Annotated in this window: 18 protein-coding genes; 6 read left to right on the plus strand and 12 right to left on the minus strand. The window is 65.8% G+C overall.

The features are described 5' to 3' along the window. Positions 1 to 40: 40 nt before the first annotated feature. The 6 genes from ACE10Z_RS30190 to ACE10Z_RS30215 all read right to left on the minus strand — a co-directional run bounded on the left by ACE10Z_RS30190 (position 41) and on the right by ACE10Z_RS30215 (position 7,372). Positions 41 to 1,522, minus strand: a complete 1,482-nt coding sequence (locus ACE10Z_RS30190; protein ID WP_375784017.1) for an ATP-binding cassette domain-containing protein — start codon at positions 1,520 to 1,522, stop codon at positions 41 to 43. Continuing rightward, positions 1,523 to 2,449, minus strand: coding sequence for a branched-chain amino acid ABC transporter permease (locus tag ACE10Z_RS30195; RefSeq protein ID WP_375784018.1), 927 nt, complete (start codon positions 2,447 to 2,449; stop codon positions 1,523 to 1,525). 1 nt (position 2,450) lies between these two features. After that, positions 2,451 to 3,326 carry a branched-chain amino acid ABC transporter permease gene (locus ACE10Z_RS30200; protein ID WP_375784019.1) on the minus strand — a complete coding sequence of 292 codons (876 nt, stop codon included), beginning with the start codon at positions 3,324 to 3,326 and terminating at the stop codon, positions 2,451 to 2,453. Between the two features lie 94 nt (positions 3,327 to 3,420). Then, positions 3,421 to 4,644, minus strand: coding sequence for an ABC transporter substrate-binding protein (locus ACE10Z_RS30205; RefSeq protein ID WP_375789960.1), 1,224 nt, complete (start codon positions 4,642 to 4,644; stop codon positions 3,421 to 3,423). 421 nt (positions 4,645 to 5,065) lie between these two features. After that, a complete protein-coding gene (locus ACE10Z_RS30210; protein ID WP_375784020.1) occupies positions 5,066 to 6,658 on the minus strand; it encodes an MDR family MFS transporter in 1,593 nt (530 codons plus the stop codon). Positions 6,659 to 6,850: 192 nt separating this feature from the next. Beyond that, positions 6,851 to 7,372 carry a YcgN family cysteine cluster protein gene (locus tag ACE10Z_RS30215; protein ID WP_375784021.1) on the minus strand — a complete coding sequence of 174 codons (522 nt, stop codon included), beginning with the start codon at positions 7,370 to 7,372 and terminating at the stop codon, positions 6,851 to 6,853. A gap of 287 nt (positions 7,373 to 7,659) precedes the next feature. Here ACE10Z_RS30215 and ACE10Z_RS30220 point away from each other — a divergent pair, with 287 nt between their 5' ends. The 3 genes from ACE10Z_RS30220 to ACE10Z_RS30230 are packed head-to-tail and all read left to right on the plus strand — an operon-like array spanning position 7,660 to position 11,130. Next, the gene (locus ACE10Z_RS30220; protein WP_375789961.1) at positions 7,660 to 9,933 is read left to right on the plus strand and encodes a transglycosylase domain-containing protein; all 2,274 of its coding nucleotides are present in this window, start codon (positions 7,660 to 7,662) and stop codon (positions 9,931 to 9,933) included. A gap of 1 nt (position 9,934) precedes the next feature. Further along, entirely contained in the window at positions 9,935 to 10,513 is a 579-nt protein-coding gene (locus ACE10Z_RS30225) for a DUF1214 domain-containing protein (protein WP_375784022.1), read from the plus strand. Beyond that, positions 10,510 to 11,130, plus strand: a complete 621-nt coding sequence (locus ACE10Z_RS30230; protein WP_375784023.1) for a DUF1254 domain-containing protein — start codon at positions 10,510 to 10,512, stop codon at positions 11,128 to 11,130. Before ACE10Z_RS30225 ends, ACE10Z_RS30230 begins: the two co-directional genes overlap by 4 nt. Before the next feature lie 77 nt (positions 11,131 to 11,207). On the opposite strand, the gene ACE10Z_RS30235 is transcribed toward ACE10Z_RS30230, so the two are convergent. Further along, entirely contained in the window at positions 11,208 to 12,044 is an 837-nt protein-coding gene (locus ACE10Z_RS30235; protein ID WP_375784024.1) for an MBL fold metallo-hydrolase, read from the minus strand. Positions 12,045 to 12,134: 90 nt separating this feature from the next. Between ACE10Z_RS30235 and ACE10Z_RS30240 the strand changes: the two genes are divergently transcribed. Beyond that, positions 12,135 to 12,992 (plus strand): LysR family transcriptional regulator, encoded by an 858-nt coding sequence (locus ACE10Z_RS30240; RefSeq protein WP_375784025.1) that lies wholly within the window; start codon positions 12,135 to 12,137, stop codon positions 12,990 to 12,992. Here ACE10Z_RS30240 and ACE10Z_RS30245 read toward each other — a convergent pair. Both ACE10Z_RS30245 and ACE10Z_RS30250 read right to left on the minus strand, forming a co-directional pair. Continuing rightward, positions 12,989 to 13,756 carry a hypothetical protein gene (locus ACE10Z_RS30245; protein ID WP_375784026.1) on the minus strand — a complete coding sequence of 256 codons (768 nt, stop codon included), beginning with the start codon at positions 13,754 to 13,756 and terminating at the stop codon, positions 12,989 to 12,991. The genes ACE10Z_RS30240 and ACE10Z_RS30245 overlap by 4 nt on opposite strands. Positions 13,757 to 13,772: 16 nt before the next feature. Further along, complete coding sequence (locus ACE10Z_RS30250; protein WP_097670912.1) at positions 13,773 to 13,967, minus strand: hypothetical protein; 195 nt, start codon at positions 13,965 to 13,967, stop codon at positions 13,773 to 13,775. Positions 13,968 to 14,262: 295 nt separating this feature from the next. Between ACE10Z_RS30250 and ACE10Z_RS30255 the strand changes: the two genes are divergently transcribed. Beyond that, a complete protein-coding gene (locus ACE10Z_RS30255; protein ID WP_375784027.1) occupies positions 14,263 to 15,195 on the plus strand; it encodes a DUF2336 domain-containing protein in 933 nt (310 codons plus the stop codon). On the opposite strand, the gene ACE10Z_RS30260 is transcribed toward ACE10Z_RS30255, so the two are convergent. Further along, on the minus strand, positions 15,192 to 15,536 hold the full coding sequence (locus ACE10Z_RS30260) for a DUF1491 family protein (protein ID WP_375784028.1): 345 nt from the start codon (positions 15,534 to 15,536) through the stop codon (positions 15,192 to 15,194). The two genes, ACE10Z_RS30255 and ACE10Z_RS30260, sit on opposite strands and share 4 nt — an antisense overlap. A 222-nt stretch (positions 15,537 to 15,758) precedes the next feature. Here ACE10Z_RS30260 and ACE10Z_RS30265 point away from each other — a divergent pair, with 222 nt between their 5' ends. After that, the gene (locus ACE10Z_RS30265) at positions 15,759 to 17,402 is read left to right on the plus strand and encodes an ankyrin repeat domain-containing protein (RefSeq protein ID WP_375784029.1); all 1,644 of its coding nucleotides are present in this window, start codon (positions 15,759 to 15,761) and stop codon (positions 17,400 to 17,402) included. 58 nt (positions 17,403 to 17,460) lie between these two features. Here the strand turns inward: ACE10Z_RS30265 and ACE10Z_RS30270 are convergent, their stop codons facing one another. Then, entirely contained in the window at positions 17,461 to 18,225 is a 765-nt protein-coding gene (locus tag ACE10Z_RS30270) for a peptidoglycan-binding domain-containing protein (RefSeq protein WP_375784030.1), read from the minus strand. After that, entirely contained in the window at positions 18,218 to 20,029 is a 1,812-nt protein-coding gene (locus tag ACE10Z_RS30275; RefSeq protein WP_375784031.1) for a PAS domain-containing sensor histidine kinase, read from the minus strand. Before ACE10Z_RS30275 ends, ACE10Z_RS30270 begins: the two co-directional genes overlap by 8 nt. Positions 20,030 to 20,262: the final 233 nt, after the last annotated feature.

Genomic DNA, 20,262 nt, shown 5'->3' on the forward strand with positions numbered 1-20,262 from the left:
GATCTCCCTTGCTTGTTTTGTTTTTCTAAAGCTTCGAACGTCAGAGAAAGTCCTTGCCGGCCTCTGCGGCGAACCGGCCCGGATCGCCCTCCCAGACGATCCGCGCGTGCTCCAGCACATAGACGCGGTCGGCATGCGGCAGCGCGAAGGTCACGTTCTGCTCGCCGAGCAGCACCGTGATCTTGGTGGTCTGGCGCAGCTTCTCCAGCGCCTTCGACAACAGTTCGAGGATGACGGGCGCAAGGCCCAGCGTCGGCTCGTCCAGGATCAGGATCTGCGGCTGCATCATCAGCGCGCGGCCGATCGCCAGCATCTGCTGCTCGCCGCCGGACAGCGTCTGCGCCATCTGGCCCTGACGCTCCTTCAGGATCGGGAACAGTTCGAACAGCCAGGCGAGCTGCTTGGCCCTCGCCGCATCGTCCAGATGCTGGCCGCCAAGATCGAGGTTTTCCCGCACCGTCATCTCGCCGAACAATTCGCGCGATTCCGGACATTGCACGAGGCCGGAGCGAGCGATCTTGGCCGGGCCCGTGCCGCGCAGCTTCTCGCCGCCGCGCAGTATCTCGCCGGTATAGGGCAGGAAGCCCGAGATGGTGTTGAACAGCGTGGTCTTGCCGGCGCCGTTCAAGCCAACAACGGAGACGAACTCGCCCTCATGGACGTGGATCGAGACGTTCTCCAGCGCCTGCGCCTTGCCGTAATGCACGCTGACATTCTCGACCTGCAGCAGCGGCACCTTGTCCTTGAACGAGGTCTCGGGCCGCGCATGGGTCTCGATCGCGCCGCCGAGATAGACCCGCCGCACGGTCTCGTTCTTCATCACGTCCTCGGCGCGGCCGGTCGTGATCTCCTCGCCGAGATACATCGCAAGCACGCGATCGACCAGCGCGGCGACGCTCTTGACGTTGTGGTCGACCAGCATCACCGCGCGGCCCTCGTCGCGGAAGCTGCGGATCAATTGCGAGAACACGCCGACCTCGGTGCTCGTCAGCCCGGCAAAGGGCTCGTCGACCAGCACCACCTTCGGGTCGCGCGCGATCGCCTTCGCCAGCTCGAGCCGGCGCAGGTCGGCGAATGGCAGCGTCGGCGGGCGGCGATCCATCACCGCCCCCAGGCCGACGCGGTCGGCGATCCACTTGGCGCATTCGGTCAGCGCCTTGTCGGGAAACAGCATGAACAGGCTGTCGGGCAGCAGCGCGACCATGATGTTCTCGAGCACGGTCTGCCGGTTGAGCGGCCGCGAGTGCTGGAACACCATGCCAAAGCCCTTGCGCGCGATCTTGTGCGCAGGCAGCCCGGCCACGTTCTCGCCGTCGAACAGCACCTCGCCCGCGGTCGGGCGCTCGATGCCCATCACGCTCTTCATCGCGGTCGACTTGCCCGAGCCGTTCGGCCCGATCAGGCCGAGGATCTCTCCGGGGCGGAGCTCGAAGCTCAGATTCTTCACCGCGGTCAGGCCGCCGAACCGCTTGGTCAGGCCGCGAACTGCGAGTGTCGGAGTGGTGGTCACAGTCTGATCCATTTAGGAGCGCGCCTCGCGTGACAGGGCTGCTCCGAGGAAACCGCCGGGGAAGAACAGCACGACGAGCAGCGCCACCGCCGAGACGATGAAGGTTGCGAGCTCGCCGGTCGGACGCAGGAATTCGCCGGCCACGATCAGGAAGATCGCACCCAGCGCCGCGCCCAGCACGGTACGCCGGCCGCCGAGCACGGCGGAGACGATGACGTTCACGCCGACCGCAACGTCGACGACGGTGCCGACCGAGGCGGTACCGAAGTAGAACACCAAGAGCGCCCCCGATAGTCCCGAGAAGAAGGCGCTGACGATGAAGGCCGCGAGCTTGTGCTTGACGATGTTGAAGCCGAGCGCGCCGGCCTGCACCGGGTCCTGCCCGCTTGCCTGCAGCACCAGGCCGACCGGCGATTGCGACAGGCCATACAGAATGGCCGCGCTGATGGTCATGAAGCCGAGCGCGATCCAGTAATTGGCCCCGGCATTGATGGTGATGACATCGGGGATGGTGAGGCCGATCTCGCCGCCGGTCAGGTCGGCGAACACCACGACGAAGTTCTGCAACATCAGCACCGCGACCAGCGTTGTCAGGCCGAAATACGGTCCCCTCACCCGCAGCGCCGGCAGCGCCAGCACGAAGCCCGCGACCACCGACGCCAGCGCGCCGAGCAGGATGCAGACATAGACCGACCAGCCGTACTGGTTGTTGAGGATCCCTGCGGTGTAGGCGCCGGTGCCGATCAGGAAGGTCGGCCCGAAATTGACCTCACCGGCGAAGCCGAACAAGAGGTCCCAGGCCATCGCGAACACGCCGAAATAGAACGCGACGGTCAGCAGCCCGAGGATGTAGCCGGAGACATAGAGCGGCAGCGTCGCGGCAACCACCACGCAGACCAGCGAAATGAAGAACAGGCGCGAGGTAAAGAAGTTGGCCATCTCAGCGCCTCCCCAAGAGGCCCTGGGGCCGGATATACATCACGAACACCAGCAGCAGCAGCGCCGGGATGGTGCGGTAGGCCGGCGAGATCATGTAGGCCGTGATGGTCTCGAGATAGCCGACAACGAAGGCCGCGATCAGCGAGCCGGAGACGCTGCCGAGGCCGCCGAGCACCACGATCGAGAACGCGCTCGCGGTCAGCGGCCCGACGCTGTAGGAGCTGACGCCGAGAAACATGCCGAGCAGCACGCCGGCGATGCCGGCCAGAATACCGTAGATGCCCCACACCACGATGTAGATCTGGGTGAGCTCAAGCCCGAGCAGCGTGACGCCGCGCGGGTTCATCGAGGCCGCCAGCACGGCCTTGCCGGTCCGGGTGCGGTTCACGAGCAGCCAGAGCAGGCCGATCACGAGGCAGCACACCAGCGCGGTGAAGATATTGTTGCGCGGCGTGCGGTTGCCGAAGATATCGACGACGCCCTCGACGATCGGCAGCACTGTCTTGGCGTTGTTGGTGAAGAAATAGGCGATAAGTTCCTGGATCATGATGCCCCACAGCAGGGTGCCGGTGAGGACGAAGATTTCCTTCTCCTCGTTGGGGATCCGCCTGGAATTCTGGATCGGCTTCACGACCGCGAAATAGGTCGCGAACGCCATGATCAGCGCGACGCCCACACCGAACAACGCGCCGGTGTAGATGTCGAGGTGCAGCAGGCTGGCCGCGGCCCAGGCCGCGACCGCTGCGGCCACCATGATGGCACCGTGGGAGAGGTTGAGAACGCCGGAGACACCGAAGATCAGGGTGAAGCCGGTGGCGCCGAGCGCATACAGCGCACTGATGGCGAAGCCATCGATCAGGATTTGTAAGGCAAGCATCTCAAATCGGCCGCGGCAGCAGGGCTGCCTGTTGTGGAGGACGCGGAACTGAATACGGATGCTCCCGGGACCGGCCCGGGAGCATTGTCATCAGTTAGTTGGTGGTGAGCTTGATGAAGCTCGGGAACTTGAGATCGCTCTTGGCGACCTCCTTCGGCCAGACCGCGACCTGCTTGCCGCCCTGCCACTGCAGCATCAGTCCGGTGATCAGGCCCTTGCCGTACTTGATCGAATGGGTGAACGGATCGTCCTTGCCGTAGAACTGGACGCGTCCGATGGTGCCTTCCCAATCGGTCTTCTCCAGCGCATCGACCATCTTGTCGGCCTCGACCGAGCCGGCGCGCTTCACCGCATCCGCGATGTAGTAGACCTCGTCATAGGCGGTGTAGCCCGCATAGGACGGATAATTGCCGTAGCGCTTCTTGAAGCCTTCCGCGAACGGCACCGACTTCGGCGTCACCGCGACGTTCGGACCCGACACGCCCTGATACAGCACGCCTTCCGCCGCGTCGTTGGTGTCCTTGCCGAAGGTCTCGTTGGTCGCCTGCGAAGAAATGCCGAACATCGGGATCGGCACCTGCTGGTTCTTCCATTGCACCGTCGGCTGCACGCCGACATGCGAGATGCCGGTGATGATGACGTCAGGCTTGGCGGCTTCGACCTTGTTGAAGATCGGCGTGAAGTCGGTGGTGTCGGGCGAGAAGCGGATATGGTCGACGACCTTGAGCCCGATCTTCGGCAGGCACTCCTCGTAGCCGACGTCGAGCGGCTTGGTCCAGGCCGCATCCTCGCTCATGATGACCGCGGTCTTCATGTGCTTCTGATCGACCAGAAGCTCCTTGGCTGCGTCGCAGACCGACAGCGCCAACGCCGCCGAGGTCAGATAGCCGTGGAAGGTGTACTTGTTCTTCTCGTAGTCGGCGTGGACGCTCTTGCTGATCTCGTTGGAGGCGGCGCCAGGCGTGACGAACGGGGTCTTCAGGCGCGAAGCCCACGGCTCGAGCGCCAGCACCACTTCGCTGATGTAGCTCGAGATGACGACATTGACCTTGTCTTCGTTGACCGCGCGCTGGAATGCCCGCACCGAGTCCGCCGAGGACGAGTGATTGTCGTAAGAGACGATTTCGATCTTGCGGCCGTCGATGCCGCCCTTGGCGTTGATCTCGTCGGCCGCGAGTTGCGCCGCCTGCGGGATCGACGCGCCGGCGATCGCCTGCGCTTCGGCGATCACGCCGATCTTGAGGGTGTCAGCCGCCAGCGCGCCGCTGGGGCTGGCTGCCAAAAGGCCCAACACGGCCGCTCCGGCAAGTTGCCGCATCGCATGAACAGGCAGTCGCGATGTTCTTTTCACCCTGTTTCTCTCCTCTTTTTGTTCGGCTGCTTCGAGCTCTTGGGGCCGGACTATAGCTGCGACAAAACGCGCAGCAAGTGAAACTGCGCGCAGATCGCCATGCACGGACGACAACTAAAGTAGTGGGTCGGCGCTGACAGGCTGAATAAATTTGAGGCAGCGCCGGAATAAAAGCGTGGGGCCGATCATCCACAGCTGTCATCGCCCGGCTCGACCGGGCGATCCAGTACGCCGCGGCCTATCGGATTGAACTCAAGCGTCTCTGGAATACTGGATCACCCGCATGCGCGGGTGATGACACCGCGTGGTGTGACAACTTGAATCGAGAACCATCGTCATCATCGTCCCGGCCTTCGCCGGGACGACAGCGGTGAGCTTGGCTACCGCCCTACTCCGCCATCTCCACCGGCTGCGCGGCCGGACCGGCGAGCGGGCGTTCTTCCATCGTGATCATGCAGATGGACGCAGTGGTCAGCAACACGGCCGCGGCGCCGAACACGTAGCGGAACGCGATGATCATGTCGGCCATCGGGATCGCGCCGACGGTGCCGGCGGACGCGGCATGATGCTCGCCGGCGAGCGAGATGTCGGTCCCGAGCGTCATCAACAGGATCGTGGTGAAGGCGGCGACCGTGAACGATGCCATCATCGCGCGGAAGAAGTTCATTGCGCCGGTCACGGTGCCGACCTGCGGCCGCGCCACCGCGTTCTGCAGCGACACCACGCTGATCGGGAATGTGGTGCCGAGCCCGAGCGCGAACACGCTCATCAACAGCAGCAACCCCCACAGCGGCAGCGTCGTCACGGCCATGCCGACGGCGCAGATCGCAGCGACCGAGGTGCCGACGATCGCGACACGCTTGTAGTGCTTGGCCTTCGCCATGGTCCGGCCGGCGATCGCCGCACCAAAGGTCGAGATCGCCGCGAGCGGGATCAGCGCAAGGCCGGCCTCGCTGGCGGTGAGGTGATAGACCACCTCGTAATAGAGCGGCAGGTGCACGGTGAGGCCGACCATGGCGCCGAGCGCACAGCCGCCTGCACCCATCGCGAACGGCACCACCGAACCGCCAAGCAGCGACAGCGGCAGGAACGGCTCGTCGGCGCGGCGCGCATGCCAGACGAAGGCGCCGGCGAGCGCGATCGAGGCGCCGATCATCGCGGTAATGGTCGGCGACAGCCACGACAGACGCGTGCCGCCCCAGGTCAGCACCAGCATCAGCACGACGGCGGAGGCCATCAGCAGCACGCCGCCGAGCCAGTCGACCTTGCGCTTGCGGTGGAACACCGGGATCTTGCTCATCTTCGGCAGCAGCAGCGCCAGCGCCGCCGCCGCGAGCGGCAGGTTGATCCAGAAGATCATCGACCAGTGCAGGTGCTCGGCGAACACGCCGCCGACCACCGGGCCGAGAATGCCGCCGGCCATCCAGACGCTGGAGAAATAGGCCTGGTAGCGGCCGCGCTCGCGCGGGGTGACCACGTCGGAGATCACGGTCTGCACCACGGGCATGATGCCGCCGCCGCCGAGCCCCTGCAGGCCGCGGGCGATGATCAACATCGTCATGCTGGGCGCGATCGCGCACAGCACCGAGCCGACCACGAACAGGCTGAGCGAGGTGATGATCATGACGCGGCGGCCATAGATGTCGCTCAGCGTGCCGAACACCGGCGCCACCGCGGTGGAGGCGAGCAGATAGGCCGTGATCACCCAGGACAGATTAGTGACGTCGTGAAACTGGCGCCCGATCGTCGGCAGCGCGGTCGCGACGATGGTCTGGTCGAGCGCGGCCAGGAACATCGTCAGCATCAGGCTGATCACGATGGTGCGGACTTCGTCCGGATTGAGCGGTGCCGGCGGCGCTAGCGGCGGCGCGTCGCTGAGTTCGATCACCTCGCTCGGGAGGTGAGACAGCTCTTCGGCAATGTCGTCAGGCAATGTCTCTTGGTCGGCAGGAAAACGGCTCTGCCGTTCATACTTGTTCATTGGGGGCGTAATGCTGCTGCGCGGGCGCGGGCCGCGATGGAATCATTCTCTGATCCGCAATTTATGCAGCAATTCGCTGCTGAGGCAGGCACCTCAGCGCATGGGTGCATCCCACAGCCGTGTTCTCGCGATGACGTGATTGCGGAAGAGCCGGCACCAGCTCTCGCGCCGTCAGCGTTACGTCCTGAAAATCTACTTGGAGACCTTGGGCCGCTTCTTCAATTGCGCTCGTTTCGGCAGCAGCGCCGGCCAGCGCACGATGTGATCCTCGAGATCAGCGTCGTTGACGTCGAGTTCGGTGCCTTCCACCCGCCCGCGCACCGAGACCCCGGCTTCATGAACGGTGTTGGGATCGCCGGAGATCAGGGGATGCCACCAGTAAAGGTCCCGCCCCTCGGCCACGAGCCGGTAGCCGCAACTCGGCGGCAGCCAGTTCAGCGTCCGGACGTTCTCGGGCGTCAGGCGGACGCAATCCGGAACCTGGTCGGAACGGTTCGCATAGTCCTTGCAGGTGCACAGGCCGGAATCGAGCAGTTTGCAGGAGATATGGGTGAAATAGATCTTGCCGGTGTCCTCGTCCTCGAGCTTCTCCAGGCAGCACCGTGCGCAGCCGTCACACAGGCTTTCCCATTCGGCGTTGGACATCTCTTCCAACGTCTTGGTTTTCCAGAAGAATCCCTCCTGGCCCGACGAACGCTTGGGCGGTGTGGTCATGCTATCCCTGACATGGCGGTAAAGCTCTTCTTGGGGCGCCGGCGCTCCCTCCGCAAGGGGGTGATATTGCGGGGTCGCAAAAGCCGGTGGGCAGCGTTAGGGCTTTCATTAAATTCACCAGCCGCGCCATTGGTTTATGGCAGCCGCTCGGATAGAACAACGAACGAGTCCCCAACGACGCAAAAGCGCCTTGGGATTGCCGCAACATCGAAGCAAGACGCTGGCCTGTGCCCGTTTCGGGCGCCCGCAGCGCTGTCGAACTGATCAAGGGTCCGGTCCTTCAGATCATGCCGTCGCATTGGAAACAGAAGGTCCGGAATTTCTTCCTGGACCTCGATGCGCGTATCGACTCGACGCTGTTCTCGTCGGGCAAGGGCCTGCGCGAACTCTACGAGCGCTATACCACCTTCATGGACCGCTTCTATGTCGGCCGCTGGAAGCGCTGGGTGTTCATCGAGCCGCTGTCGGAGGCCGCGACCATCGGGCTCGGCGGCATGATCCTGATGCTGACGCTCGCGATCCCCGCGTTCCGCGAGACCGCCGACGAGGACTGGCTGAAGAAGTCCGACCTCGCGGTGACCTTCCTCGACCGTTACGGCAACCCGATCGGCAGCCGCGGCATCAAGCATAATGACTCGATCCCGCTGGAAGACTTTCCGGACAATCTGATCAAGGCCACGCTCGCGACCGAAGACCGCCGCTTCTACGACCATTTCGGCATCGACGTCCCGGGCCTCGCCCGCGCCCTCGTCACCAACGCGCAGGCCGGCGGCGTCCGCCAGGGCGGTTCGTCGATCACCCAGCAGCTCGCCAAGAACCTGTTCCTGAACAACGAGCGCACCATCGAGCGCAAGGTGAAGGAAGCCTTCCTTGCGATCTGGCTGGAGACGCGGCTCACCAAGAACGAGATCCTGAAACTCTATCTTGACCGCGCCTATATGGGCGGCGGCACCTTCGGCGTCGACGGCGCCGCGCACTTCTATTTCAACAAGTCGGTGCGCGACGTGAACCTCGCGGAAGCCGCGATGCTCGCCGGCCTGTTCAAGGCGCCGACCAAATACGCCCCGCACATCAACCTGCCCGCGGCGCGTGCCCGCGCCAACGTCGTGCTCGACAATTTGGTCGATGCCGGCTTCATGACCGAGGGCCAGGTGTTCGGCGCCCGCCGCAATCCGGCGGTCGCAGTCGACCGGCGCGACGAGAACTCGCCGAACTATTATCTCGACTACGCCTTCGACGAGATGCGCAAGCTGGTCGACACCTTCCCGAAATCGTACACCGAGCGCGTCTTCGTGGTCCGCACCGCGATCGACATGAACGTGCAGAAGGCGGCCGAAGAAGCGATCGAGAACCAGCTCCGCCAGTTCGGCCGCGACTATCACGCGACGCAGGCCGCGACCGTGGTGTCCGATCTCGACGGCGGCATCCGCGCGATGGTCGGCGGCCGCGACTACGGCGCGAGCCAGTTCAACCGCGCCACCGACGCCTACCGTCAGCCCGGCTCGTCGTTCAAGCCCTACGTCTACACCACGGCGCTGCTGAACGGCTTCACGCCGAACTCGAAGGTCGTCGACGGCCCGGTCTGCATCGGCAATTGGTGCCCGCAGAACTATGGCCATTCCTATTCGGGTCAGGTGACGCTGACCCAGGCGATCACCCGCTCGATCAACGTGGTGCCGGTCAAGCTCTCGATCATGCTCGGCGGCAAGGAAGGCCCGAAGGCGGGCCGCGCCAAGATCGTCGAGGTCGCGCGCCGCTTCGGCCTCAAGGCGCCGCTGCCCGATACGCCGTCGCTGCCGATCGGCTCCGACGAAGTCACGGTGATCGAGCACGCAGTTGCGTATGCGACCTTCCCGAACCGCGGCAAGGCGGTGACGCCGCATTCGGTGCTCGAGGTGCGCACCGGCGCCGGCGATCTGGTGTGGCGCTGGGATCGCGACGGCCCCAAGCCGCGGCAAGCCATTCCGCCGAACATCGCCGCCGACATGGCCGGCATGATGAGCCATGTGGTCAGCGAAGGCACCGCGCGCCGCGCCGCGCTCGACGGCATTCCGACCGCGGGCAAGACCGGCACCACCAATGCCTATCGCGACGCCTGGTTTGTCGGCTACACCGGCAACTTCACCTGCGCGGTCTGGTACGGCAATGACGACTATTCGCCGACCAACCGCATGACGGGCGGCTCGCTGCCGGCGCAGACCTGGCACGACATCATGGTCGCCGCGCATCAGGGCGTGGAAGTCAAAGAACTCGTCGGCGTCGGCATGGGCCAGAAGCTGCCGCCGCAGCCGGCGCAGGCCAATGCCCAGGCGAATGCGGCGCCGCGCGTGCTGGAGACCAAGCCGGGTCCGCCGCCGGTCTTGACCAAGCGCGGCGCGGATATCCTGGTGCGGGTCGAGAAGCTGCTCGACGACGCGGCCAAGACGACCAACAAGACCACGCTGAACGAGCCCTCGAAGACCGGCAAGCCGGAATCCTCGAGCGCGCTGGCGTTCCCCGAAAACTACGTTGCCGCGGCCGGCCCGGACGGCACGACAGCCCCTGCGCCACGCAAGAACTGACGTGCGGCTCCTCCTCACCACCTTGCTGGCACTCGTCATCGCCACGGCCGTTGGCCTCGGCCTGACCTATGCGACGGCGACGCGCGGCACCGATCTCGGCACGCTGAAGATCGGCGCCTGGACGGCGCGGCCGAAGAACGGCACCTCCGACGTCGACCCCTATTCGCGCGCCACCATCGCGCGCAGCGGCGAGCTGCCGATCGGCACCGGCGACGGCATCGCGTTCTCGGCGACATCGGACGACAGGAACAAGCCGCTCGACGGCCGCTGCGACATCGTGGTCAGCGGCGTGACGCCGGCGGCGCGGTTCTGGACGCTGACGCTGTTCGACCGCAAGGGCCACCTCGTCGCGAATTCGCTGCAGCGCTACGGCTTCACCAGCCAGGAGATCATGCGCGCCTCCGACGGCACGTTCGAGATCCACATCGCCTCGCGCTCGCGCGCCGGCAACTGGCTGCCGACCGGCGGCATCGAGCGTTACGCGCTGATGCTGCGCCTTTACGACACGCCGGTCGGGGTCGCGACCCGCACCCAGCGCGACGCGCCGATGCCCTCGATTACAACGACGGGCTGCCCATGATCCGCGTGCTGTTCACCATCCTCGCAGGCGTGCTGCTCGGCGGCGTGGTGCATCTCGTCAGCGTGCTGGCGCTGCCGCGCATCGCCTCGCAGGACGCCTATTCGCGGCTGACGCCGATGACCAAGCTCAACGAGGTGACGCAGCTGCCGCTGGCCGACCCGAGCAACTCGCCGATGCCGCTGATGGATCCGGCCTTCGCGGTGGCGATCTGCCGCTACGATCTCTCCACCGGGCCGCTCAAGCTCACCGTGCCGGTCAGCCAGGCCTATACGTCGGTGTCGTTCTACACCCGCAACGAGGTCGCCTATTACGCGATCAACGATCGCTCCGCCGGCAAGAAGGTGATCGAGCTCGACCTGATGACGGAAGCGCAGCACAACGAGCTGCCGGAGGATGAGGAAATCACCGCCGCCGACCGGCTGATCATCGACTCGCCGACCACCACCGGCCTGATCCTGCTGAAGGCGCTGGCGCCGGAGCCCGGCCTGATGCCGCAGGCGCAGGCCTCGCTCGCGGCCTCCTCCTGCAAGCCGCAGGCCGAGCCGGTAGCGACGAAGCAGGAAGCCCCACCGCCACTGCCCGTTCCCGCCCCGCCGCCTGCGGCGCGCAAGCGCTAGCTCCGAAGCATGATCCGGAAAAGTGCGAAGCGCTTTTCCCTCGCGACCAACGCAAGGCGTTTGCGCGGAGATCATGCTCAAACAAGCGCGTGCCGGCCGCAGCGGCAGCTCTCGTAATCGACCGGGTCGTGGCTGTTGACGATCGTCACGCCGGCGCCATGCGCCGCCTTCAACTGGCGGAGCCGCTCCTGGTTCTGCATGCGCGTCGCGCGATCCATGTCGGCCCGGCGCTGGAACATGCCTAGCACCAGCGGGATCCGCGGCCGGGCGTCGAGCTGCGCGTGGTGGAAATAGGCATCGCCGGCGTGCAGCAGCCATCTGTCCTTGTCGCGCACCGCGATGCCGCAATGGCCGAGCGTGTGACCCGGCAGCGGGATCATCAGAATGTCCGGCTCGCGGTCGCCGAGCGCGCGCACGCCCTTGAAGCCGAACCAGTCCTCGCCGCCGGCGCCGTAAAACGCCCAGTCCGGTCCGTGCTTCCACTGCGCCGTGACGTAGCGTCCTTCCGGCGGCGCGACCTGATGCGTCACCGCCATGTCGTACTCCTTGCGATCGACGTGCACTTTGGCCTTCGGAAAGTCCGGCACGCCGCCCGCATGGTCGCGATCGAGATGCGTCAGCAGCAGATGCCGCACGTCATCGGGCGAGAAGCCGAGCGCCCTCACTTGGCGGACGGCCGTCTCGGCCGGATCGAGCCGCGGCGTCGTCTGCCGCACCCATTTGCGCCCCAGCCGCGGCGGGTCGCCGATGTCGTCGAGCCCGATGCCGGTGTCGACCAGCACGAGGCCGTCGTCGCTCTCGACCAGCAGGCAATGACAGACCATCCGCGCCCGCTGGAAGATGCTGCCGCTGCCGTTCACGAGCCGCTTGCCGATCGGGCACATCGTGCCGGTGTTGAGATGGTGGATGCGCATGACAAATCTCCGCTGAATTCAGCACAGGCTTGCCACCGGCCACTCCATAGGTAAAATATTGTCTATCTATCCATATGATAGGATTAGCCTATGGATATCCGCGAACTCCGCTATTTCGCCGCGGTCTACCGCGAGCGCAACCTGACCGCCGCGGCGAAGCGCTGCTTCATCTCGCAGCCGTCGATCTCGGCAGCGATCACCAATCTCGAGGCCGAGCTCGGCACCACGCTGTTCATCCGACACAAGAAGGGCATGGCACCGACGGAGTCCGCCGCGCAGTTTCACGGCATCGCCCGCAGGATCATCGACGAGGCGGACGCGGCGCGAAACCTGTTTCGCAAACCGGCGACAAGGCAGCCGCTGACGCTCGGCCTGTTGCGCACGCTGGATCAGGCGCGGACGATCGCGCTGCTGAAGCCGCTGACCGGCAATGCCGACCTCGCGCTTCGGCTGGTCGGTGCCAATGAGAAGGCCGACGCGCGGATCGTCGCCAAGACCATGATCAACGCCGGCGAGCACTTCATCCCGCTCTGGAGCGAGCGCTACGTCGCGGCGTTGCCGCCGTCGCATCCTCTGACCCTGAAGGAGACGCTTCGAACCGCTGACTTCGCCGGCGTTCCGATGATCGATCGCTGCCATTGCGAGCAGCAGGAATTCTTCAAGCGCACGTCGCCGCCGCGCAAGCCGGTGGCGATCGCGGAATCGGAGGAATGGGCGATGGCGCTGGTCGCGGCCGGGGTCGGCGTTGCGATCGTTCCCGAAGGCGTCGCGCGCGGCAATCCGGATGTGGCGGTGCGTGCGATCGAGATCGACGTAACGCGCCAGGTCGGCCTCGCCTACCCCTCCGCCCACCCGCCCTCCGATGCGCTGAAGGAGTTCATTGCGAGCCTGCCGCGGCAGGCGAGCAGCCGCGGGGTCAAATCAGCGCGGAAAGCGAAGCGGGCCTAACCCTTCGTCACCACGGCATGGCCCGTGGCCGGACCTGAGACCAGCGGCGCGTTGGCGGTGAGCCGGGCAAGTTCGTTGATCTGGCGTTCGGCGTCAGCCGCCATGCCGTCGGGCGCCTGGATCACCAGCCGCTCCAGCGCCCAGCGATAGGACGAGATCCGCCGCTCCAGGCTCTGCTGGACCCATTGCACGATCAGCGTGTTCTCTTCCATCCGCGCCACCGCGTCGGCCCGCTCGCGCGGCGACACGTCGGCGATCATGTTGAGGCTGGCATTGCGCTTGCGGTCGAGCTCGATCACCTGGATCGCGGTGGCGAAGAACGGCTCGAAGCGCGTGATGTCGTCGCGGACCTGGTCGATCAGCAACGAATAGCGCGAGGCGAACGAGCGATGCGGCTCGTCGATCAGATTGCGGCCATACGCCGTGCGATCGAACACGACCCTCTGCCGCCACGGCGAAGGCAGCGGCTGATAGTCGCCGTACACGCTCTTCCACGCCGGTCGCGACAGCGGCGGCTCGATGAACTGATAGGCGAGATCGCGCAACTGACGTTCGTGTTCGGTGAGCTGGAATTGCGAGGCGTTCGTGCCGACGCTGCCGGTCGCTTCGGCGCCCATCCAGCGATGCATGTCATCGTTGCGGAAATCGGCGCGGGTACGCCCGAAATCGCCGCCGCTGCAGCCCGCGAGCGCCGAGCCCGCCAGCAGCAGGATCAGCGCCGGGAGTGACCGCCGAGCGGCGGTCCGCTGCACAAGTTCCGGCATTGCACGATGTCCGCGATCAGGAGCGGCGGCGGCGACGACGGCCCTGCGCAGTGCCCTGCTCCGGTCCGCGCCCACCGCCGGTCTCCTCCGTCGTTCGTTCGATCCGCACGACGGGAAGGATCAGCACGGTCCCCATGCCTTCGCCGGCAGCACCGACAGCGCTCGGCCGCCGTGCAGCCGCATCCGCCGGAAACTCAACGATGGTGCCCATGTTCCGTTCTCTCTGGCCCCGCACGGACATGATTTGCCCCGCGCTCGCCGAGTTAAGAACGCGTATGGTTAACGACATCTTAAGCCGCCGATACGGACGGTTACGGATGTGGCGCTGTGCCTTAATAGACACGCGCAAATTTGCGCGTTCGCCTTCACGGCTTATTTTCCTTAACTGCGTCTTAAAACAGCCTGCGTAGGCTCGCTGCCACAAGGTTTTCAAGCCGAGTCTTATTGGCAAGTCGCGTACGCCCGAGATGACCGCAGCTCCGCTATTTCCTGGTTTCGATGGGCTGATGACGCTCTCCCGCCGCGAGGGAGTCGACATCCGCCCCACCTTGCTGCGCGTCCTGACCGATCTGTATGTGCAGGCGAGCGCACATTCCGCCGACGAAGAGCGCCAGTTCGTCGAGCTGACGTCGCGCCTGATCGACGAGGTCGACGACGCAACCCGCGCCGCCGTCCGCGCGCGGCTTGCGATCTATCCGGCAACGCCGGCCCCGATCATGGACAAGCTCGGGCTGCGCCGCGCCGGCCCGGACCAGCCGGAGCCGGCTGCCGCGCCAATTCCCGCGCCCGCACCTTCCGCGCTGCCCGCCAAGGTCCCGACCGAGGCAGAGCTGCGGATGGCCGCGAGCCTCGCGATGCGGCCAAACGATGCCGCCGAAATCTCCGACATGTTCTTTGCCGCCAGCGCGAAGGAGCGCGCGCAGATCCTGCACAATCTGCAGGAGACGCCGCTGAAGGCCGCGGCGCGGATTCCGGCTGCGCGCGCCGCGCGCGCGATCCATATCCTGGAGATGGCGGCGTTTGCCGAGGATATCGACAACTTCACGCTCGAACTCGGCGAGGCGCTGATCCTGCCGTCGCGAATCGCCGCGGAGGTGGTGAATGATCCCGGCGGCGAGCCGCTCGCCTGCGCGATGCGGGCGCTCGACGTGTCGAGCGCCGCGTTCCAGCGGATCCTGATGTTCCTCAATCCGGAAGCCGGCTCGTCGGTCAACTATGTCTATCGGCTGTCGCGGCTCTACGATCGTCTCAGCGAGCGCTCGGCGCTGGTGATACTGGCGGCGTGGCGCGGCTCGACCATGGCGGTGGCCCGTGCCAAGTACCGCTCGTCCCTTTATGACGATGAGCGTCATGGCGTGCGCGCAACGTCCTCGCAGACACGACCCGTCGTGCAGCCCGGCAGCGCGCCCGGCATTCGCAACCAGAAGTCTGGAAGCTAGCTCTTCGCCAGATCGAGAAAGTGCCGCCCGGCGCGGTCTTCGGTCTCGACGATCCAGGCATCGGGATCGAAGCGAAGCTCCTTGATCAACCGCTCCTCGACCGAAGGCTCGGACACCGGCTGCTGTGCGGTCGGCACGAACAGCCGCTCGGCCGGACGGCTGTCGTCATAAACCGTCTGCGGCGCCGGCGCATACAGCATCGCGTTGCCGTCCATCAGCGCCACCTTGACGAACACGGCACCGGCTTCCTCCGCGCCCTTCTTGCGGATCGCGCCGAACACGCCTTCGGTCTGGCAGCGGCGCAAATACGCCGCGACCCATATGCTGGTTTTCAATCGCATGCGCCGACCTATAGGCCAGCGCCGCGGCCACGTCCAATTGTCACAGATGACGTCACGCACCGGCGGGCCGATACCAGCGTCGCTCATATCCTTGCCTCTGCGGTGCAAGCCGCGCCCGGGTCCACGGGAAGGGTTGAACCCACTCGCATCTGATATGCGGCCAACCAAGCCTTTGTGCAGCCGGTTTTGTGGACCATCGGCGATTGATGCACGGAGGTTTCCATGAACCGATCGCCCGCGCGATTGAATCTCGAACATCTGAAGAAGCAGGCCAAGGAGCTCATTCGCCTTTACCGGCGACAGGCCCCCGAGGCTTACACACGTTTCCGACAGGCACTGCCGACTGCGGCTGGACGCAGCGACGCGCAAATCGCCGCACTTGATCTGCGGCTGCACGACGCGCAGTCCTGCATCGCGCGCGATCTCGGCTTCGCCTCATGGCCGGACCTGCGGCGCTATGTCGAAGCCCAATTGCCATCCGGCAAAAGCAAAGCCGATCGGGTGCGGCGATGGCTGCAGCTGGTCTATGCCGCAGACGTCGACGGCACCACCGATCGCGCCAATCCGCGCATCGCGGCGCGGATGCTCACCGAGGATCCCGATCTTGTAGCCGACGATCCCTATCTCGCCTGTGCCGTCGGCGACGAAGAGACGCTACGACAGGCCGCAGCCAATGATCCCGCATGGGTCAACCGTCCCGGCGGTCCGTTGAAACTGCCGCCGCTGGTTGCGGTGACGCATTCCAGCCTGCTGCAGATTCCGGAATTTCAGGCGCGCCTGCATCGCTGCGCGCGCCTGCTGCTTGAGGCCGGCGCCGATCCCGACCAGCACATCAGCAGCCGTTGGCCGCCCGGATCGCTCGACGCGCCCGATGACAGCAACCCGCTGTCAGCACTGTATGGCGCCGCCGGACGCAACCACGATCTCGCGCTGACGAAACTGTTGCTCGAAGCGGGCGCCAATCCGAACGACAATGAATCGCTGTACCACTCGCTCGAAGGTTCCGTGACGACGGGCATCTTGCTTGAGCATGGGGCGCGGATCGCCGGCACCAACGCGATGTACAAGGTGCTCGACGACGAGAACGTCGCGGGACTCGAATTGCTGCTGCGCCACGGCGGAAATCCAAATGAGCCCGCCGGCAACGCGCCGTTGACGGATTGCGGATCGCCGCTGATGTGGGCGATCCGGCGGCGGCGCTCGCGGACCTGCATCGCGATCCTGCTCGACGCCGGCGCAGATCCGCACATCACGACACCGGACGGTCTCAGCGCCTATCGCTACGCTTTGCAGTTCGGCTTGACCGAGGTTGCCGAGCTGTTGCGGGGGCGGACCGGCGACGAGACGCTTGCCGATGACGAGCGCTTCGTCGCGGCGTGCAGCAGCGGCGACGAGGACGAAGCACGGCGGATCCAGGCCGCTCGGCCAGATCTGCCGGGATCGCTTTCAGCAAAGCAGTTGCGGCTGCTTCCTGAGCTCGCCGCGGCAGGCGGCGACGATGCGGTACGGCTGATGGTCAAGCTGGGCTGGCCCATCACGGTGCGCGGCGGCGATTGGGACGCCTCGGCACTCAATCACGCGGTGTTCCGCGGCGATGCCGGGCTGACGCGCTTCCTGCTCGAGCACGGTGCTGACTGGACCGAGCAGCACGGCTTTGGCGACAACGCGTCCGGAACCTTGTCGTGGGCGTCCTGCAATGAACCGGTCAGTGGCGGCGATTGGGCCGGCTGCGCGCAAGCCCTGCTCGATCACGGCATGCCGCGCGGCATTCCGGATCGCGACGATCCGGAATCGGTGCTGGTGGCCGGCCGCAGGAAGCCGTTCTCCGACGAGGTCAGGGACGTCCTGCTGGGCGAAGCTGTCTGACGTCAGTCGAGGAGAGCCGTCATGGCCGGATGACACCGGCCATGACGAGAGGACGAGCCTAGTCGATCGAGTGCCCGATCATCGTGCTGAGCTCGCGCACCAGGCGATCGGACATCTGCCCGGTCACCGGCAGCTTGCGCGCGCGCTCGAACTTCGCGATCGCGTGCTGGGTATCGGCGCCGATCGTGCCGGTCGGCTTGAGCTGACCGTAGCCATATTCGGTCAGCGTCCGCTGGACCGCTGCGATGCGCTTGCCGGCCGGGCTCAGATGCTGTGTCGGGATCGGCGCCGGCGGACGAATGACGCCGGACGGCGCTGCGGCCGGGGACGGTGTGGCGGCCGGCGGCGCGACGGTCGACTTCAGCACCAGATTGGCCATCGGATCGACCGGCTTGGACTCGACCTTTGGTTCGGCCGGCTTGGCTTCGACGGACCTGGTCTCGGCCGGCTTCGTCTCCACCGGCTTCACGTCGACCGGCTTGGTCGGCTCCATGACGGCGGGCTCGGCTGATCGGGCGGCCGCCTCGGCCGGACGCGGGCGCGGCAGCGGGCTGGTGGCCGCCGCAACCGGAGCCGGCGGCGGCAGCGTCACCACCGACCCGCCGAACATCGGCGACGGATGACGGCCGGCCTGCAGGAACAGCGCATTGATCAGGATCGCAACAATGGCAGACGTTGCCAGCACGCCAGCAACCAGATCCTTCGGACTATGCAGCAGCAGGCGCAGGACGAGGCCACGTTCCTCCTCGGCCGCGATGGCCACTGCCTTGGCGCCGCGGCGACGGCGCGGCGTTTCCTCGTCATCCAAAGTCTGTCTAGGCACTCTTCTTCACCTGTTGGGTTTGCTCTTGCAGTCCGGACCGCAGCGCGGGCTTCAGGGTCGAGACATTGCTGGACGGCTCGACCGCGGCCGGCGGGGTGAACGACAGCGGCAGCGCCACCGACACGATAGTGCCCTCGCCCACCTTGCTCTCCACGTTCATTTCGCCGTTGTGCAGGCCAACCAGGCCCTTGACGATGGAGAGGCCGAGGCCCGTGCCTTCGTGGCGGCGCTGATAGGTCTTGCCGGCCTGGAAGAACGGATCGCCGATCCGCTTGAGGTCGTCGGCGGCGATGCCGACGCCGGTGTCCGAGACCCGCAGCAAGAGCCGCGATCCCTCGACGCCGCCCGATACGGTGACCTTGCCGCCGCGCTCGGTGAACTTGATGGCATTGGAAACCAGATTGAGGACGATCTGCTTGAACGCGCGCGAATCGCCGTTCACGATCGGCAGGTCGTCGGGCACCCGGGTGACGAGGTCGACACCGCTCTCGCGCGCCTTCAACGCCACCAGATTGCAGCAATTGAGCAGCGCCGGCCGTGGCGCAAACGGCTCCGGCGAAATCTCGAAATTGCCGGACTCCATCTTCGACATGTCGAGGATGCCGTTGACGACGGACAGCAGATGCTGGCCGGAGTCGTTGATGAGCTGCGCGTATTCCTTGCGGCGGGCCGCGTCGAGGCCGAGCACGTCTTCCTGCGCGATCATCTCGGAGAAGCCGATGATGGCGTTGAGCGGGGTCCGCAGCTCGTGGCTCATGGTGGCCAGGAAGCGCGTCTTCGATGCATCGGCCTGCTCGGCCGCATGGCGCGCCTGCTCCAGCGCTTGTTCCTGCACCTTGCGATCGGTCACGTCGCGGATTACGGCGACCACCTCGGCATCGGCGGAGGCCTGCTCGAGCGCCCGGCAGCGCATCTCGACCCAGATGAATTCGGCGGTAGCCTCGCCACGCGCACCGTCGCGGCGCACCCGGAACTCGACGCTGCGGGACTCGGCGCGGGCGGCGTCCGACAACGCGGTGAGATAGGCCGGGCGATCGGCGACATGAACGCGGTCGAACAGGCCGTGGCCGGAGAGCCGCGATGCCGGCACGCCGAGCATGACCTCGACCGCGGGCGAAATGAAGCGCACCGCGCCGTTGCGGCTGTGCCGCGACAGCACGTCGCTCATGTTATGCGCGAGCAGGCGGTAGCGCTCTTCCTCGACGTAAAGCAGTGCCACGCTGGTGCGCGCCAGCGACTCCGCGCCGAACGCAAGCCCGGCCGCATAGAAGATCGCCGACACGACGCCGAAGCCGACCAGCGTGCTGTTCGACGTAACCGCGGGATCGACCACCGGCAACACGTGGTAATGGCCAAGCACGCTGAGCAGCGCCGCGCAGATCATCGCCAGCGCGAACGCAAACGCCACCACGCGCCGCGAGGCCGACAGCGCCGCCTCGATCGGAATCACGACGAGCCACACCGCCGCGAACGACGCGATGCCGCCGGTGGACGCCGCGATCATCATCACGAGACCGGCGAGCGCCAGCGACGACAGCACATGCGCGCCTTCATAACGGCCGGTGCGCGACAGGAACCAGGACAGCAGGATCGGCGCGATCAGCCAGGCGAACGCCGCGACCTCGATCGCCGTCGGCGCCCCGCGCATCGCCAGAAAGGCAGGGAACGACGCCAGCGCCGCCAGACTGCCGAGCAGTCGCGGTGCCATGAAGGCACGATGGCGCGCACGCGTCAGCGCATCATATTGCGCCGACGGATGCAGCAGCGCATCCAGGCAATCGCGGATCAGACTCAAACTACTCACAGCACTCGCGCTTCGGCTTGATCGTCAGACAGACGCGCCGGAACGCCTCCTTTGTGATTGCAGGCCAACGTGTCAGAGCGAACTTAAGCGAACGCTAAGGCGGGGCGGCCTGCTGCCAAACACCGTGCATTGGCGAGGTTTCGACGCTGTCATTCACCGGTCATTTGTCGGGGATGGTGAACGGCTGGTTTCCGGGTGCGACAAACTATGGTTTCGAATTGGTGGACGCAGCC

The sequence above is a fragment of the Bradyrhizobium sp. Pha-3 genome, from assembly GCF_042258615.1.
Classification (GTDB): domain Bacteria; phylum Pseudomonadota; class Alphaproteobacteria; order Rhizobiales; family Xanthobacteraceae; genus Bradyrhizobium.

Bases quoted from the DNA above. Each gene is read 5' to 3' on its own strand.
- ACE10Z_RS30190 (WP_375784017.1), bottom strand. From the start codon at position 1,522: ATGGATCAGACTGTGACCACCACTCCGACACTCGCAGTTCGCGGCCTG.
- ACE10Z_RS30195 (WP_375784018.1), bottom strand. From the start codon at position 2,449: ATGGCCAACTTCTTTACCTCGCGCCTGTTCTTCATTTCGCTGGTCTGC.
- ACE10Z_RS30200 (WP_375784019.1), bottom strand. From the start codon at position 3,326: ATGCTTGCCTTACAAATCCTGATCGATGGCTTCGCCATCAGTGCGCTG.
- ACE10Z_RS30205 (WP_375789960.1), bottom strand. From the start codon at position 4,644: ATGCGGCAACTTGCCGGAGCGGCCGTGTTGGGCCTTTTGGCAGCCAGC.
- ACE10Z_RS30210 (WP_375784020.1), bottom strand. From the start codon at position 6,658: ATGAACAAGTATGAACGGCAGAGCCGTTTTCCTGCCGACCAAGAGACA.
- ACE10Z_RS30215 (WP_375784021.1), bottom strand. From the start codon at position 7,372: ATGACCACACCGCCCAAGCGTTCGTCGGGCCAGGAGGGATTCTTCTGG.
- ACE10Z_RS30220 (WP_375789961.1), top strand. From the start codon at position 7,660: ATGCCGTCGCATTGGAAACAGAAGGTCCGGAATTTCTTCCTGGACCTC.
- ACE10Z_RS30230 (WP_375784023.1), top strand. From the start codon at position 10,510: ATGATCCGCGTGCTGTTCACCATCCTCGCAGGCGTGCTGCTCGGCGGC.
- ACE10Z_RS30235 (WP_375784024.1), bottom strand. From the start codon at position 12,044: ATGCGCATCCACCATCTCAACACCGGCACGATGTGCCCGATCGGCAAG.
- ACE10Z_RS30240 (WP_375784025.1), top strand. From the start codon at position 12,135: ATGGATATCCGCGAACTCCGCTATTTCGCCGCGGTCTACCGCGAGCGC.
- ACE10Z_RS30245 (WP_375784026.1), bottom strand. From the start codon at position 13,756: ATGCCGGAACTTGTGCAGCGGACCGCCGCTCGGCGGTCACTCCCGGCG.
- ACE10Z_RS30250 (WP_097670912.1), bottom strand. From the start codon at position 13,967: ATGGGCACCATCGTTGAGTTTCCGGCGGATGCGGCTGCACGGCGGCCG.
- ACE10Z_RS30255 (WP_375784027.1), top strand. From the start codon at position 14,263: ATGACGCTCTCCCGCCGCGAGGGAGTCGACATCCGCCCCACCTTGCTG.
- ACE10Z_RS30260 (WP_375784028.1), bottom strand. From the start codon at position 15,536: ATGCGATTGAAAACCAGCATATGGGTCGCGGCGTATTTGCGCCGCTGC.
- ACE10Z_RS30265 (WP_375784029.1), top strand. From the start codon at position 15,759: ATGAACCGATCGCCCGCGCGATTGAATCTCGAACATCTGAAGAAGCAG.